Here is a 15541-nt window from a genome sequence, read left to right on the forward strand (position 1 = left end):
GTAATCTATTACACCTGGGTTTTTTAATTCTTGTCTGTTAACTTCTGCCCTTAACTTCTGTTCCCATCAAATAAAAGACAATTCCCCTAGCGAGTTGCAATTATTTTTAGACATTTGCTGCCAAACATTTTAGGGTTAGAAATAATATGAGCTTTATTTTAAAGCCGGTCGATACTGTAGAGCACATCAGTCCGGAAGATTTTAAGAAGAATTACCTGGATACCAGACGGCCATTAATCATCAAAGGACTAACCAAAACCTGGCCTGCGCGAGAAAAGTGGACCACAGACTATTTAAAGGAAATTGCGGGTGACGTAGAGGTAAGTTTAATGGATAATTCCAAGGCTGACCCCAGCAAACCCATCAATGCCTCGGTGGCCAAAATGAAGTTCGGCGATTACCTGGATCTCATTAAATCGAAACCCACGGAACTGCGTATCTTTTTCTTCAATCTGTTTAAGCACGCCCCGCAACTGGTGGATGACATTGTTATTCCCAAGGATTTAATGGGTGGTTTTATTGAAAGCATGCCTGCCATGTTTTTCGGAGGCTCTAATTCTGTGACCTTCTTACATTACGACATAGACCTGCCCCACCTTTTTCATACACATTTTGGCGGCAGAAAGCAGATCATCCTCTTTGATAATAAATGGAAGAAAAGACTGTATTGTATCCCTAATGCCACTTATGCACTGGAAGATTATGATGTCGCCAATCCTGACTTTGAAAAATTCCCTGCTTTAAAAGGAGTTGAAGGTTATGAAGTTTTTCTCGAACATGGCGACACCCTTTTTATGCCCACCGGAATGTGGCACTGGATGAAATACCTCGACGGTTCCTTCTCGTTGTCGCTGCGTGCCTGGGATGCTTCCCTGAGCCGAAAAGCACAAAGTGTTTTCAACCTGGCCATTAAAGGAGGCCTGGATAGTGTACTTAAAATGGTTTTCAAAGTTCCCTATGCGAAATACCGGGAAGGACTGGCTGTAAAACGCGCAGAAAGCGCGATTGCCAGGCACCAACCGCAAAAATGACATAGCACTTAAAATACTTAACTCTTAAACTTTTACCTTAGTAATTCGTTATTAATTTGCTATGAGGGGTTTTCATTTTTCAAACTATATTCCTGATGATTTGCCAAAAGGGGGATTTGAAGAATTGCTTAAACTATTTACGCAATTGCTCAATTACACCGCGGGTGATGCCGGCGAAACGCTGGCCTGGATGAATGAATTGGATAAACAATATAAGTTTACCAATAATGAGTATGGGATGGGCAATTTCATTGATGACCTGAAAGATAAGGGTTATCTGAAAGAAAACCCACGTGACGGCCAGTTAGAGATAACGGCCAAAACAGAACAAACTATCCGCCAATCGGCACTGGAAGAGATTTTCGGGAAACTGAAAAAAGCGGGCAAGGGAAATCACAACAGCAATATCTCAGGTATTGGCGAAGAGAAAAATGCCGACCGCAGGGAATTTGCGTTCGGGGATAGTCTGGATCAGATTGACATGACTACCTCCATACAAAATGCGCAGATCAACCACGGCATTAACAACTTTACCCTGACCGAGCGAGACCTGGAAGTGGAAGAAAAGGATTATAAAACCCTTACTTCTACCGTACTGATGATCGATATCTCCCACTCCATGATTTTATATGGTGAGGATCGTATCACGCCGGCAAAAAAAGTAGCCATGGCTTTGGCTGAGCTGATTAAAACGCAGTATCCTAAAGACACGCTTGACATTGTTGTTTTCGGTAATGACGCCTGGACGATTACGGTGAAAGATTTGCCTTATTTACAGGTTGGCCCTTACCATACCAATACCTGTGCAGGGCTGGAACTTGCCGTTGATTTGCTGCGCCGCCGGAAAACACATAATAAGCAGATTTTCATGATCACTGATGGTAAGCCTACCTGTTTAAAGGAAAACGGCCAGTATTATAAAAACAGCATGGGACTGGATCGTAAGGTGATCAGCAAAACACTGAACATGGCCGCCCAATGTAAAAGATTAAACATCCCTATCAACACCTTTATGATTGCAAAGGATCCCTACCTGCAGCAGTTTGTGAGAGATTTCACGAAGGTTAATGGTGGCCGGGCCTTCTACAGCTCGCTTACCGGCTTGGGTGAATATATATTTGAGGATTATATTAAAAACAGAAGAAAAACAGTGCGCTAAGCAGGTAACTACATCAGCAATCGGCTGATGAGTACCTTGTTAAGAAATTGATATATGGATTATAAAAAAATAAAGACGCTCGGTGAATTAAAAGCCACAAATTATATATCCTTACCGGTTAAGGATGAATTGCGAAAGAACCTGATCAAACAACTTCAGGAAAAAGACGCCGGTTTTGAAGGTATTTTAGGCTATGATGAAACTGTTATCCCTGAATTACAAACGGCGATCTTATCACGCCATAACATATTATTATTGGGTCTACGCGGACAGGCGAAAACCCGCATTGCCCGTTTAATGGTTAACCTGTTAGACGAATACATACCTTACGTTACGGGAAGTGAAATCTTTGATGACCCTTTGAATCCTATTTCCTGGTTTGCCAAACATGAAATTTTAATTCATGGCGACAATACACCGATCAGCTGGCAGCACCGGTCAGAGCGCTATACAGAAAAGCTGGCTACGCCTGATGTTACCGTGGCAGACTTAATTGGTGATGTTGACCCTATTAAAGCGGCAACTTTGAAGTTGACATATAATGATGAACGTGTCATCCACTTTGGACTGATCCCTCGTGCACACCGCAGTATTTTTGTGATCAATGAACTTCCTGACTTACAGGCAAGAATCCAGGTCGCCCTGTTCAATATGTTGCAGGAAAAAGATATCCAGATCCGTGGTTTTAAATTACGCCTTCCACTGGATGTTCAGTTTGTGTTTACGGCGAATCCTGAAGATTACACCAACAGGGGCTCTATCGTTACACCTCTAAAAGACCGTATCGAAAGTCAGATCCTGACGCATTATCCTAAAACCATCAGCATTTCCAGGAAGATAACTTTCCAGGAAGCTAAGCTGACAAATGAGCAGAAAACACTGATCGAAGCAGATGGGCTGGTGAAGGACCTGGTGGAGCAAGTGGCCTTTGAGGCACGGAAGAGCGAGTTTATTGATCAAAAATCAGGTGTTTCTGCAAGGCTCACCATTTCAGCATATGAGAACCTGATCAGTACCGCTGAACGCAGGATGCTGATCAACGGCGAGAAAGCTACTGCGGTACGTCTTTCAGATTTCGCGGGCATCCTCCCTGCTATCACTGGTAAAATTGAGCTTGTATATGAAGGAGAACTTGAAGGACCGACAAAAGTAGCCAACATCCTGATTGGAAAGGCTATTAAGTCCATGTTCTCCCGTTATTTCCCTGATCCGGAAAAAGCGAAAAAAAGTAAAACGGCCAACCCGTACCTAACGATTACGGAATGGTTTACCGAGGGGAATAGTATAGACATACTCGATGGCTTAAGTGATGTTCAATATAAAAAAGCGCTGATGCAGGTGGATGGCTTAAACGAGGTAGTGAAGACCTTTCATCCTAAACTAAGCGCCAATCAAACGCTGCTGCTTATGGAGTTTATCCTGCATGGCCTGGCTGAATATTCTCAACTTAATAAAAAATACCATGAAGGTGGTTTTGGTTTCTCGGATATGTTCGACAGCCTGTTTAGCAATGAACAGGATGAGGACGATGATATAGATTTTAGATAGAAATGGGAAGACTGCCTTATTTAATATTGCTGACATTTATCATGTTAGCACTTGACTACTACTGTTACAAAGCCATTCTTTCTGTATTTAAAAAGTGGAAACCTTCAACGAAAAGACTTTTTACCATCCTTTGGTGGTCATATACCGTACTTTTAACCATTGGCGTATTTACGAGTATTTACCTAAACCTCTTTCTATCACTGAGGGCCGTTATTTTAGTAGCTTACTTTTTAACGGTTACCTGTAAATTAGTGTTTCTTCCATTCTTGTTAATTGATGATCTGCGACGGTTAATTACGAAGATTGTCAGAGGAAAAGCCAAAATGGAAAATGCACCGTCACCAGTTCTGGCAGCGCCAGTGATGGCAATTGCAGGTGATGCAGAACCGATTTCACAGCCATCAATGATACCTGCAGCTGAACCAATCAGTCGTTCTTCTTTTCTGGTGAAAGCGGGACTGGCTGTTGCAGCCATACCTTTAACCTCCCTCAGTTGGGGTATTGTATCCGGCGCCTATGATTACTCCATCAAAAGGGTAAAACTGGTGTTGCCGAACTTACCTAAAGCTTTTGACGGGATCACCCTGGCCCAGTTATCAGATATCCATTCCGGCAGTTTCTATAACCAGAAAGCTGTAAACGGCGGTATTGATATGCTGCTGGCAGAGAAACCTGACCTGATCTTCTTTACCGGAGACCTCGTCAACGATAAGGCCACGGAATTACGCCAATACCAGGATATTTTTGCACGTGTAAAAGCACCATTAGGTGTTTACTCGATACTTGGTAATCATGATTATGGAGAATATCATTTTGGCAAGGAACCTTCGGCAGCAAAAACAAAAAACCTGCAGGATATCATTAAAACCCATGAACTAATGGGCTGGGATTTGCTGATGAATGAAAACCGCCGTATAAAGGTTGATGGTGAGGAAATTGGTCTTTTAGGGATAGAAAACTGGGGCATGGGGCGTTTTCCTAAATATGGCCGCATGGATCTGGCCACGGAAAATACAGATGACCTTCCAGTGAAGCTCTTGCTTTCACATGATCCCTCCCATTGGCGCGGACAAGTGCTGGAAGAATACCCGCAAATTGATGCGATGTTTAGTGGTCATACGCACGGCATGCAGTTTGGTGTTCGTATTCCGAATTTCCAATGGAGCCCTGTACAATATATTTACAAGGAATGGGCAGGACTCTACCAGCACAAGCACCAGCAGCTCTATGTGAATGTAGGTTATGGCTTCCTGGGTTACCCTGGCAGGGTTGGTATTTTGCCAGAAATTACCATATTTGAATTAAAGCGGGCTTAATTAGCCCGCATTAAAACGGTAACCAACGCCACGGACCGTTTGTAACAGCTGTGGATTATCTGGGTTTACCTCTATCTTTTTGCGCAGCCTTACAATGTGCATATCCAGGGTACGGGTATTAACATCAGAGTTATAGCCCCATACCACCAACATCAGCTCATCACGGTTAATGACGTTGTTAGGGTTGCGCAGGAAATACAATAAGATCCTGTTTTCCAATATGGTTAGCTCTATCTTTTTCCCTTGTCGTATTAAGCTGTGGATGTTGGGATGGTGTTCTGTATCGCCAAAACGATGTACTTCAGACTTATCGTTATTCAACAGAAACTTTACCTTACTTTCCAGCATAGCAACCAATACATCCATATTAAATGGCTTGGTCACATAATCTGATGCACCAAAATTATAGGCATCTATTTTATCTACATCCTGTGCCTTTGCGGTCATCATAATAATGAATTTGTCGAAACCCAGGCGACGAACTTCTTCACAAACTTCTGCGCCCTGCATTCCCGGCAGCATCCAATCCAATAAAACAATATCTGGCTTTTCTGCTAAGATCATGTGTTTCGCCGTTTCTCCATCTCCGGCTTCAATAAGCTCATAACCCTCTGCTTTTAAGCGGTGAACAACTAAAAAACGCAGGTTCTCATCATCTTCAACTATTAATATCTTTATTCCTTTAGACATGTATCTTATCGTTATATGGTAATACAATTTTAAACTCTGTTCCCTTGTCAACTTTGCTCTTAACCGTTATTTCACCCTTCATAAAGTTAACAAGTTCCTTACAGAAAGCCAAACCCAGCCCAACGCTGCCGTTTTGGTTATATATATTTTGGATGCGGTAGAACTTCTTGAAAATATTGCCAATATATGGCGATGGGATCCCAATCCCCTTATCTGTGAAAGTAAAGATCACTTTTCCTTTCTGCATTCCGGCCTTAATATGCAATTTTTTACGTTCAGGAGGTGAATATTTATAAGCATTCTCTGCAAGGTTATCAAATAAGCTACCCAGTAACACCGGATCGGTGACAAAAGTGCTGAAGCCATTTACCTCATAGGTAAAATCAAAATCCGGATGCTTCAACCGATGGGAGGCGATGGTACTTTCTATGAATTCACGGATATTAATTTTATCCTGGTTGAGGTGGATGGCCTTATTTTCAATTTGGGTAAAGGCCAGCAATTTATTCATCAGCCCGTTCAGCTTATCCGCCTCTTCATCCAGGATCCGGCCATAAAGTTTCAGCTCTTTATCACTTAGTGAAGTGGCACTTTTAATGTTATTTCCAGCGATTTTAATGACACTGACAGGCGTTTTAAACTCATGGGTAAGGTTATTCACAAAATCATATTGCAGCTTGAACATGCGCTGGTTGATATTCAAATTGCGGTATATTAAAAAAGCAACTAAAATCAGAATTCCATAGAATGCTATGACGACCAGCGCTATGGGTAAAAAGTACAGCAGGATCTCCCTTTCAAGGAAAGAAGTAGCGGAGATAAAATAAAGTTTGTAATCAGAAAAAGGACCGGGCAAGGTTATTTCTGTTGCTTTAAATTGCCACGATGTTTCCAGTGGATCATAGGTAAGTGGCTCGATCCTGATGTTCTGGTATAAATGCCTATAGCGGTTAATGATCTTAATTTTCAAAGGATCGAGGTGGAAGGTAAGCATGTCCTGCTGGTAAACTGGTGCAGGGTCCAGTTTTTTACGGAGCATTTGCTTATACATTTTCAGGTCCTCAAATCTCGGGAAATTCAGGTAAGTAATTTTATTGGACCTGACAATGGTTAAATTACTGAAAAGCTCATCCTGGGTAGGCGCTTTTGTGGTATCTAAACTCTCAATAAAGGAGATCAGTTTGATGCCGAGGGTATTGAAATCATCCCCTCTTTTAAAAGATTGTGTACCGGCTGCAGAGAACAGCTTTACGGAATCTTCAGGGATATAGGTTCCGAATTGGTAAATGGCTTTTGGGCCGAAAGAAAAGTTCCCTGTGTTGATTCCGTCTCTTACGGTACTGTTGGTTACCTCAGAATCATAAAAGACCACCTTGGAAACAAAGGGGTATTCTGTCAGGAGTGTATCCACATATTTAGCCGTAGTGGCAGAATCGAGGTATCCGTTATAATAAGAAATCTCTGGAAGCTTCTTCTGGAAAAATTCGTTATAAGACTTAATACTTTCCTCTAAGACTTTAACTTTCACAGAAACAAACTCGTTCTCAATGTATTTTTTACTGAAGTTATAGGCGAAATACAGGGATAGAACCAAGAGCCCTGAGATCAAAATGATAAAGGTAACAATCAGGTAAAAATTCTTACGGTAACCGCTTTTCTTTTCTAAAGTCATCACCAGAAGGCTATTTCTTTTTTAAGTGAACCTCAAGAAATTGCTCTAAAGCAAGATAATATTTTTGCCTGTCTTCTACGATATTTTGAGCGTTATCTGCATAGGGCTTCTCCAGATAAGTCACGTTTTCATTCCTTTTCTTTAATTCCTTCACAAACTGGACCACCTCTCCCGGGTTAATCCATTTGTCCCTCGCAAATTGCGAAATAAATACAGGGTTGTTAATTTTGTCTGCATGGAAAACAGGCGACGCCTGTCTCATGTAATCAACATCGGTAACTGGATTACCTATCATGTCGTAAAACATTTGAAGGTTAGATTTTAAAAAAGGTGGGATCGCTTTGAGGTAACTGAAGAGGTTGATCACGCCAGAGTTGGATATGGCACAAGCATAGGTTCCAGGATTAGCATACAGACTGCTTAAAGCAATATAACCGCCAAAACCAGCACCATAAATAGCGACCTTTTTTGAGTCAACGATTTCCTGGCTAACAAGCCATCTCACGCCGTCTTCAATATCATTGTTAATTTTGTTTCCCCATTGCTTAAAGCCCGCGGCAGCGAAAGCTTTCCCATAACCGGAAGAGCCTCTGTAATTAGCTTGAAAAACCGCATAACCACGATTCACCAAAAACTGAACTTCTGCATTGTAATTCCAGTTGCTCCGGTTACCGGGGCCATTGTGTGAAATAACCACCAGTGGAAGATGCCTTGCCGTTTTATCTTTTGGGAGGGTAAGATAGCCGTGAATAGTCAACCCATCCCGTGAGGTATAGGTAATTGGCTTCATATCGTTCATATCCTCCGGCTGGATAGAAGGATTGACATCACTTAATTTAAGGATGCTATTATTGTTGGCTGTGTATAGATAATACGAACCTGGGTTTTTATCTGTATAGGTACGCAACAGAAATACATTTTCGGCTTTGTCGCGGTCCATAATTCTGGATTCAGTGTTTGGCAATAACTTTTCGATGCGGTTATAAAAGTTCTTTACCGAGTCATCCAGGTAAAACTTTTCCTTTTTCCAGGTTTCGCAAACTACAAACGCAAAGCGCTTCGTACTGTGCGAATACTGAGCCTCCACCACATTGAGGGTATCATTGCTAAATAAGACACTTTTTTCCTTTCCTGTATTACAATCCAGTTCAACCAGTGCATTTTTATCCCTGTTTACATTCGAAATGGCGTAAATAATATTCTTTTTATTTTCAGCAAATGCAATGGGAATTAAAGTTGTGGTAAAGTTATTGGTGATCACTGGCTTAAATGGTTCGTTCTCACTAGCGCGGTATAAAAGCGTTTCATTCACACCGTCGCTGGAAGTTGCCAGACGTAGTTTTGCATCGGCATCTGTATACCAATTGGTGATGTTACCGGGGTTTTTTACTGCCATCTCCATTTTCCCGTCCCTTACATTCAGGCGATAAACGTCAGAAACAGTCGAATCCCGGCGATTGGAGGAAACGAGTAAATATTTATCATCAATCAACTGGTCTTTGAGCACCCGGATACGGCTCTTTTCATCTTTCTTTAATTGCGTTTCCTGCTTTCCGTCTTTAGTAATAATGAACAGGGATATATTTTTAGTTTCTGGATGCTTTGTATAATAAACCAGCTCATTGTTACTTACCCAAAAGTGATAGTTTACATTTTTATCTTTAAACTTTGTGATCTGTAAAGCCTTGCCTGTGGCGATACTTTCAACAACAATATGCTGACGGTTATTTTCCAGTTTAAAATAAGATAAACTTTTGCCATCCGGAGACAAGGCAAAATTAGATTTATCCTGTGCTTTGAAAAAATCAGCTACAGGAATTTCCTTCTTTTGCTCTTTGCAAGCAAAAAACAAGGGTATAAGGACCACCCATAGGTATCTTTGTATTCCTGTCATATTCATTTTCATACAAAAGTACACAACACGCCGAAGCCTTCAAGCCACTTCACCAATATTGTTACTTTCTGCCCAATTGTGCAAGTCAATTTAATAATATTTGTGGCAGTATGATAAAGTACGGAGTAACAATTAGAGGATAATGGAACTTATTACTTAATTTATAGTTTTATATTTGCTTTATGTTTTTATATAACGTTACACTTATTGTTGAAGATTCAGTTGTTGAAGAATGGCTGAGCTGGATGGAAGAAATACATCTACCTAAAATAATGGCTACGGGAAAATTTATCTCCCATAAATCCTGGAGAATTATTGACTCGCCCAATGAGGGGGTGACTTATAGTTACCAATTCTTTTTTGAAGAGCTGGAAGGATATGTTGAATATATAAATGTTTTTGATCCGGTATTTCAAGTAGAAATTAAGGAAAGATATGGAGATAAGGTCATATCGTTTACCACTATTATGCAAGACGTTTTATAAGATGACAATTTCTACAACTCCCCTCGCTGATCTTTTATTGATTGAACCAAAGGTTTGGAAAGATAACCGCGGTTATTTTTATGAAAGTTATAGCGCAAAGGCTTTTGAAAAAGCGGGCATTGATATCAATTTTGTGCAGGACAACCAGTCTTACTCCAGCCGTGGAATTCTACGCGGTTTACATGCACAAAAGGCCCCATTTGCCCAGGGAAAACTTGTCCGAGTAATTCAGGGCAGTGTACTGGATGTAGTAGTGGATGCCAGAATTGGCTCTGCTACCTATGGCCAACACTATAGTGTGGTATTGAGTGGCGAAAATCACCTGCAGTTGTGGATTCCACCAGGCTTTCTACATGGTTTTTTAACCCTGGAAGATCAAACCATTTTTACTTATAAAGTGACGGCTTATTATGATAAAGAGACTGAAGTTGGCGTCATTTGGAATGATCCGGACTTAAACATTAATTGGAATGAGACGATAGCCCCTGAAGAACTGATTTTATCAGATAAAGATCTGGTTTTACCTTCCTTTAAAGATTTCAATAGCCCCTTTACTTTATAAACTTAAATGGCTCCTTTACCCTTGTAAAGTTTATAGCCCTTTTCCCATGTAAACGAATAGATCGTTAACAACGAAAAAGATAATTGACTCCAGTAACTAAATCAAGTTAACAAGCGACAATATAAAGGCCGTATCAAAATAGAATTTGATACGGCCTTTAATCTTTTTTGACGTTTCTATTTATTGATCAGATCATATAATTCATCCAGTTTCGGCGATAATACAATCTCAATTCTGCGGTTTTTACTTCTGCTATCTGCAGTTGAGTTATCTGCCAAAGGTTGGAATTCACCTTTACCTGTGGCTGTCATACGCACACTTTCCACGCCCTCAACCTCAGTAAGGTAACGAACCACGGAGGTAGACCTTAAAACACTCAAATCCCAGTTATCTCTGATCTGCCCCAGGTTTTTCACTTTCTGAGCATCGGTGTGGCCTTCAACCGCGATATTAATTTCCGGCTGCTTTTTCAATACCTCTGCCAGCTGAGTTAACGCTTGTTTACCTTTATCATCAATCACGATGCTTGCCGTTGGAAAAAGAAGTTTATCCATTAAAGACACATATACTTTTCCATTTTTAATGTCGACACTCAAGCCACTTTTGGAGAACCCGAATAAAGCACTCTGAAGGGTTTCCTTCAATTTATTGGTTGCTTCATCACGTTTACGCAAAACTTCTTCTACTTCTTTTAAGCGTTGCTCCCTTGCTTTTAAGTCCCCTGACAGCTTGCTGATTTCGGTTGAGCTGTTGCTGCGTAATTTATTGTAATTACCATCAACTTCCGAATACTTTGCCTGCAGGGCGGAAAGCTGATCATTCAGGCTGGCCGTATCTTTCCTCAACTTCTTGATGGTAGATTCAAGGTTTTCGCCACTTAACTGTGATTCTGTCCATCCACTATTTAAGGAATCCTGACGGGCCAGGAGGGCTTTATATTTCTTTGGGGATAACACGACACAAGAGGTGATGGTTGAAGCCAGGAGAAGGATGGCAAAGCCCATAAAAAGGTGTTTCATATATGGTTTTATATTTAGAGTTAAAGGGTCACGTGGCACTTACCTGGCAATAGCGTTTCTTAAGAACCCTACCAGTGGATAAATAATTTTATAGGTGTCAGCCAGTTTATTTATGATAGAAGGATGATAAAAATCCTCATCAGGTATTATTTGTACCACTTCAAAACTTTTCAGCTTTAAATAGGCGATATTAGGATCATCAGGATCATAGCCCTTCGGTGCTTTCTTCAGTGTATTCGCTGTGCTGAGCTTGAAATTAGCGGCAAATTGTTTCTCGTTCAGGATATTCAGAAAATCACTGCTGTTATAATCGATTTCCTGGCGGATGAGTTTGAGGTGTGTGGCATCAGGCATCCAATAACCGCCTGCTATGAAACAATTGCCGGGCTGAAGGTGCAGGTAATAACCGGGCTCGTTTCCACCTTTGCTGTAAGCAGAAAACCAGATACCGAAATTAGTTTTATAAGGGTCTTTATTTTTACTGAACCGCACATCACGATAAATGCGCATCAGCGATTTTTTAGGATCACCAGCTGCCGGGAGCAACGGATCTATTTTAGCAAGTTCAGGGATAAGGCCTTGCACCAATGAAAGTACATTTTCTCTCGCTTCCTCATATTCCCCCTTATGTTCTGCGAACCATTCGCGATTGTTATTTTTAGAGACATTGTCTAAAAATGTAAGGGTCGAGCGATTAATCATGGCTTAAGGACTTTTTACGGTATTTCACATACCATAAAACACCTAAACCCGCAATTAGTAAGTAAGGAAAAGCCATAAGGTACATTACCCCATCATTGATACCATTGCCCTGAGAGTTGCCATTTTTAGTTCCCTGCTCTGCATTGATAGAGCACATTGCACACTGTGCGTTTGCCGGTAAATTTATAGATAGGGCAGTCACAAAAATAAACAGGAAGATAAATACTGTCTTTTTCATTAGAGAATGGTTTGAATTTAATAGTTGTTGATGCTATGATCAGCTATTATTTATGGCTGTTCAAAGCACTGAGCTGATGATGCTTTCATCATGACAAATATAAGTAAAGAACGAATAACAAAGTGTAATAATTGTGAAGGGCAAGTCATTAATACAAAAAGCTTCCCACCGTTTAAGAAGGGAAGCCTTTTACAATATATAAACTCAATTGCTAAAAGTTGTAATATGGAGATATCATCAAGTATACAATTACGCCGGAAACAGCCACATACAGCCATACCGGGTATGCCCAGCGAACAATCTTTTTGTGCTTTTCAACCTGCATATTAAAACCGCGCAGAAAGCTGATTAAAATTAAAGGTAATACAATCATCGCCAAAAGGATATGGGTAATCAGGATAAAGAAGTAGACATACCTAATGGCACCAACTGCGGCTAATTCTGCAGCAGAAAGCACCCCATTATGATCGGCATCACCAAACTTGGTATCCTTTTCATAGAGATGAAACCAGATATAAAATATCAGGAAGACGGCGGAGAGCATAAAAGTGATCACATTGGTTACTTTATGCGCCTGAATATTTTTGTTCTTGATGAAGATCAGTGACAACACCAATAAAACTGAACATGTTGCATTGATACCACCAATAATGTGTGGCAATAAATAAATATAGGCCGGTTTATCCTGTGGTGGTGGAACCAATTTTAGAATGATGACGACAAGTAAAACTACTGCCGTTACAATCCATATGAGCTTTGAAAAAAACTTATCATTTAAATTCATTGTATTCTATTTTTAACTGCTTTTATCTGCCGTCGTTATTATTACGCAACTCCTCTACAATCAGGACTTTTATTTCGTCGTCCAATTTTGTAAAAGCCTCCTGTGAGGAGATGTCATAAAAGCCTCTGATATGATGTCTCGGATCAATCAGTACAAAAAAGTTATTATATGCAAAAGTACTTTTGCCATTCTCATTTTTTTGTACAGCATCCAAAAGCAATTGTTTGTTGACCATTTGGTAGACCTGGGTACTGTCCCCGGTTAGTAAATCCCATTTCCCCGCTTTTGCCTGATGCGTGGAAGCATATTTAGCTAACAGCTCAGGTGTATCATGAACAGGATCTATACTCAAACTAACAAAGTTAATGACCGGATTTTTGCCATACACTTTTTGTAACACACCTATGGCGTTATTTGCCATCTTAGTTGCCTGGTTATCCGAGGCATAAAATAGGTTCAAAATAACGATTTTACCTTCAAAGTCTTTCCAGCTAAGGGTGTCAGCCAGCTGATTAACCAATTTAAAATCCTGAATCTGGTGATAAATGGTGTCAGGTACTTCAGTGCCCCTTACTGAATGAAAGGTCGAGGCTACTGTTTTTTCGCCAAAGTACGGAAGGGGTTTATACCTGTTCTTTCCTTTGTCCTGTAGTAAATAATATAAAAATCCTGGTACCGCTAAAATGGTGACCAGGATTAATATTTTTTTTATAGGAAATAATTTCATGTATAATTAACTCATGTGTAAGTTCAGATAACCACCTTCAATTAACATTAACACGATGAAATAAATGATAAATAAAAAAACGATGGATACACACAATTGTAAGCCAAACTTCTCATACTTCAGGTGCATAAAATAGGCAATGATATAAAAAGCTTTTAACAAGGTTAAAGCAATGTATAAAAAGTTACCAACGCTGTGAGACATGTAGCCATTAGGTATAACCCAAAGGGCAATGAAAAATTCGATAAGTGTAATAACCAACAGGATAGCAAATACCTCCCATATTCTTTTCTTGGTCAGACCTGAATGAGCTTCGTGTCCGTGATCTGTTGTGGTATGTACGTTATGTTCTGACATTATATTTTTATTAAAAGATTAAACCAAATAAAAGAAGGTAAATACGAATACCCAAACTAAATCAACAAAGTGCCAGTATAAGCCCACTTTTTCTACCATTAAATAGCTGCCTCGTTTTTCGAAAACACCTCTGATGGTCATTATTAGAATGATAATGTTAATAATTACCCCGGTAAAGACGTGGAAACCATGGAAACCTGTAATGGTAAAAAACAAGTTGGAGAACTGTAAAGCTGCTACTGTAGATACAGGGCCTACAAAATAATTCTCTAAACCTGAGGTTGGATAACTGGCGAACCAGAAACCTGCATGGTGTAAGTGGGTCCATTCCAATGCCTGACAGCCAAGGAACATGATACCACCGATAACTGTTGCAACCATCCACCAGATCACTTCCTTTTTAGCTCTCCTGTGTCCGGCTTCAACGGCTAGTACCATCGTTACTGAACTCATAATCAAAATAAAGGTCATGATGCCGACGAATACCAATGGAGCACCGGTATCAGTTATACCTGGGATTGACTGGAACACCAAATCAGGATCAGGCCATGTAAATTTAGTGAACCGTTGTGCACCATAATAAACAAGCAGTGATGAGAAAGTAAATGCATCAGACACCAAGAAAAACCACATCATTATTTTGCCGTATTCTACGGACCATGGTGAACGGCCGCCGCTCCATGCAGTAGTTTTTACCTGATCTAATTGTGATAATGAATCCATTTTTATTATTTGTAATAGGTTGTTAAAAATTCTAACTGTTCAAAAGTAAAAAAACATACAGATATATCCATAATATATCTATAAAATGCCAAAATATTGATGCAATTTCCATACGGTACTCCATTCGGTCGTTTGGTATTTTGCCATAAGCGCCAACTAAAGCGTTGGTAATAAGGCAAAGCCCTCCAAAAATATGCAGTAAGTGAATTCCTGAAACAATGTAGATGATGGATATCGCAGCGTTATTATTGACTAAGACGGCACCACTCTGGTATAAACTAGACCACGCTTCAACCTGTAAGTAACCAAAAGAAATGCCTAGTAGCAGCGTTAACCCTAAAAAAAGCTTTTGCTTCTGTATTACTTTATTACGCAAAGCTTTTGAAGCCAAAAACAAACAGATGCTGCTGCACACCAATACGATAGTGCTGTATAAGAACATGTCTGGCAGCACCAAACCATGCCCCTTACCTTTTGATCCGGAAAAAACAATGTAATAGCTTGTGAAGCCCCCAAACATAATTGTGGATGACACCACAAACAACCAAATAATGAATTTCTTTGGCTTGGAGTCAAACTTTACCTGCTGATCGTTATCTTTAAATGTATGATCCATGAGTATTTAAATTATTTA

Annotated in this window: 17 protein-coding genes; 6 read left to right on the forward strand and 11 right to left on the reverse strand. The window is 40.2% G+C overall.

Annotated features, from left to right (window positions below; genetic code table 11):
• The first annotated feature begins 146 nt into the window (after window positions 1-146).
• The 4 genes from WG905_RS16210 to WG905_RS16225 all read left to right on the forward strand — a co-directional run bounded on the left by WG905_RS16210 (window position 147) and on the right by WG905_RS16225 (window position 5054).
• Window positions 147-1031: a cupin-like domain-containing protein gene (locus WG905_RS16210; RefSeq protein WP_339592792.1), complete on the forward strand. Its 885-nt coding sequence runs from the start codon at window positions 147-149 to the stop codon at window positions 1029-1031.
• Between the two features lie 61 nt (window positions 1032-1092).
• Window positions 1093-2190, forward strand: coding sequence for a vWA domain-containing protein (locus WG905_RS16215; RefSeq protein ID WP_339592793.1), 1098 nt, complete (start codon window positions 1093-1095; stop codon window positions 2188-2190).
• A gap of 54 nt (window positions 2191-2244) precedes the next feature.
• A complete protein-coding gene (locus WG905_RS16220) occupies window positions 2245-3738 on the forward strand; it encodes a sigma 54-interacting transcriptional regulator (protein ID WP_339592794.1) in 1494 nt (497 codons plus the stop codon).
• Between the two features lie 2 nt (window positions 3739-3740).
• Window positions 3741-5054 (forward strand): metallophosphoesterase, encoded by a 1314-nt coding sequence (locus tag WG905_RS16225; protein WP_339592795.1) that lies wholly within the window; start codon window positions 3741-3743, stop codon window positions 5052-5054.
• Here the strand turns inward: WG905_RS16225 and WG905_RS16230 are convergent, their stop codons facing one another.
• The 3 genes from WG905_RS16230 to WG905_RS16240 are packed head-to-tail and all read right to left on the reverse strand — an operon-like array spanning window position 5055 to window position 9310.
• The gene (locus WG905_RS16230) at window positions 5055-5744 is read right to left on the reverse strand and encodes a response regulator transcription factor (protein WP_339592796.1); all 690 of its coding nucleotides are present in this window, start codon (window positions 5742-5744) and stop codon (window positions 5055-5057) included.
• The gene (locus WG905_RS16235) at window positions 5737-7416 is read right to left on the reverse strand and encodes a sensor histidine kinase (protein WP_339592910.1); all 1680 of its coding nucleotides are present in this window, start codon (window positions 7414-7416) and stop codon (window positions 5737-5739) included. The genes WG905_RS16230 and WG905_RS16235 overlap by 8 nt, the downstream gene beginning before the upstream one ends.
• A 10-nt stretch (window positions 7417-7426) precedes the next feature.
• The gene (locus WG905_RS16240; protein WP_339592797.1) at window positions 7427-9310 is read right to left on the reverse strand and encodes a S9 family peptidase; all 1884 of its coding nucleotides are present in this window, start codon (window positions 9308-9310) and stop codon (window positions 7427-7429) included.
• A gap of 182 nt (window positions 9311-9492) precedes the next feature.
• Here WG905_RS16240 and WG905_RS16245 point away from each other — a divergent pair, with 182 nt between their 5' ends.
• Window positions 9493-9795, forward strand: coding sequence for a DUF4286 family protein (locus WG905_RS16245; RefSeq protein ID WP_339592798.1), 303 nt, complete (start codon window positions 9493-9495; stop codon window positions 9793-9795).
• Window position 9796: 1 nt separating this feature from the next.
• Window positions 9797-10357 carry a dTDP-4-dehydrorhamnose 3,5-epimerase gene (rfbC, locus tag WG905_RS16250; RefSeq protein ID WP_339592799.1) on the forward strand — a complete coding sequence of 187 codons (561 nt, stop codon included), beginning with the start codon at window positions 9797-9799 and terminating at the stop codon, window positions 10355-10357.
• Between the two features lie 176 nt (window positions 10358-10533).
• Here rfbC and WG905_RS16255 read toward each other — a convergent pair whose 3' ends face one another.
• The 8 genes from WG905_RS16255 to WG905_RS16290 all read right to left on the reverse strand — a co-directional run bounded on the left by WG905_RS16255 (window position 10534) and on the right by WG905_RS16290 (window position 15523).
• Entirely contained in the window at window positions 10534-11376 is an 843-nt protein-coding gene (locus tag WG905_RS16255) for an OmpA family protein (RefSeq protein ID WP_339592800.1), read from the reverse strand.
• 39 nt (window positions 11377-11415) lie between these two features.
• Window positions 11416-12078, reverse strand: a complete 663-nt coding sequence (locus WG905_RS16260) for a DUF2461 domain-containing protein (protein WP_339592801.1) — start codon at window positions 12076-12078, stop codon at window positions 11416-11418.
• Window positions 12071-12316: a hypothetical protein gene (locus WG905_RS16265; protein WP_339592802.1), complete on the reverse strand. Its 246-nt coding sequence runs from the start codon at window positions 12314-12316 to the stop codon at window positions 12071-12073. The genes WG905_RS16260 and WG905_RS16265 overlap by 8 nt, the downstream gene beginning before the upstream one ends.
• A 211-nt stretch (window positions 12317-12527) precedes the next feature.
• A complete protein-coding gene (locus WG905_RS16270) occupies window positions 12528-13100 on the reverse strand; it encodes a DUF420 domain-containing protein (RefSeq protein ID WP_339592803.1) in 573 nt (190 codons plus the stop codon).
• Between the two features lie 22 nt (window positions 13101-13122).
• Complete coding sequence (locus tag WG905_RS16275; RefSeq protein ID WP_339592804.1) at window positions 13123-13827, reverse strand: SCO family protein; 705 nt, start codon at window positions 13825-13827, stop codon at window positions 13123-13125.
• Between the two features lie 6 nt (window positions 13828-13833).
• Complete coding sequence (locus tag WG905_RS16280; RefSeq protein ID WP_339592805.1) at window positions 13834-14184, reverse strand: cytochrome C oxidase subunit IV family protein; 351 nt, start codon at window positions 14182-14184, stop codon at window positions 13834-13836.
• A gap of 18 nt (window positions 14185-14202) precedes the next feature.
• Window positions 14203-14907 (reverse strand): cytochrome c oxidase subunit 3, encoded by a 705-nt coding sequence (locus WG905_RS16285; RefSeq protein ID WP_339592806.1) that lies wholly within the window; start codon window positions 14905-14907, stop codon window positions 14203-14205.
• A 31-nt stretch (window positions 14908-14938) separates the two neighbouring features.
• Complete coding sequence (locus WG905_RS16290; protein ID WP_339592807.1) at window positions 14939-15523, reverse strand: cytochrome c oxidase subunit 3; 585 nt, start codon at window positions 15521-15523, stop codon at window positions 14939-14941.
• Window positions 15524-15541: the final 18 nt, after the last annotated feature.

Origin of the sequence: Pedobacter immunditicola (assembly GCF_037482985.1) — a bacterium.
Classification (GTDB): Bacteria; Bacteroidota; Bacteroidia; order Sphingobacteriales; family Sphingobacteriaceae; genus Pedobacter; species Pedobacter immunditicola.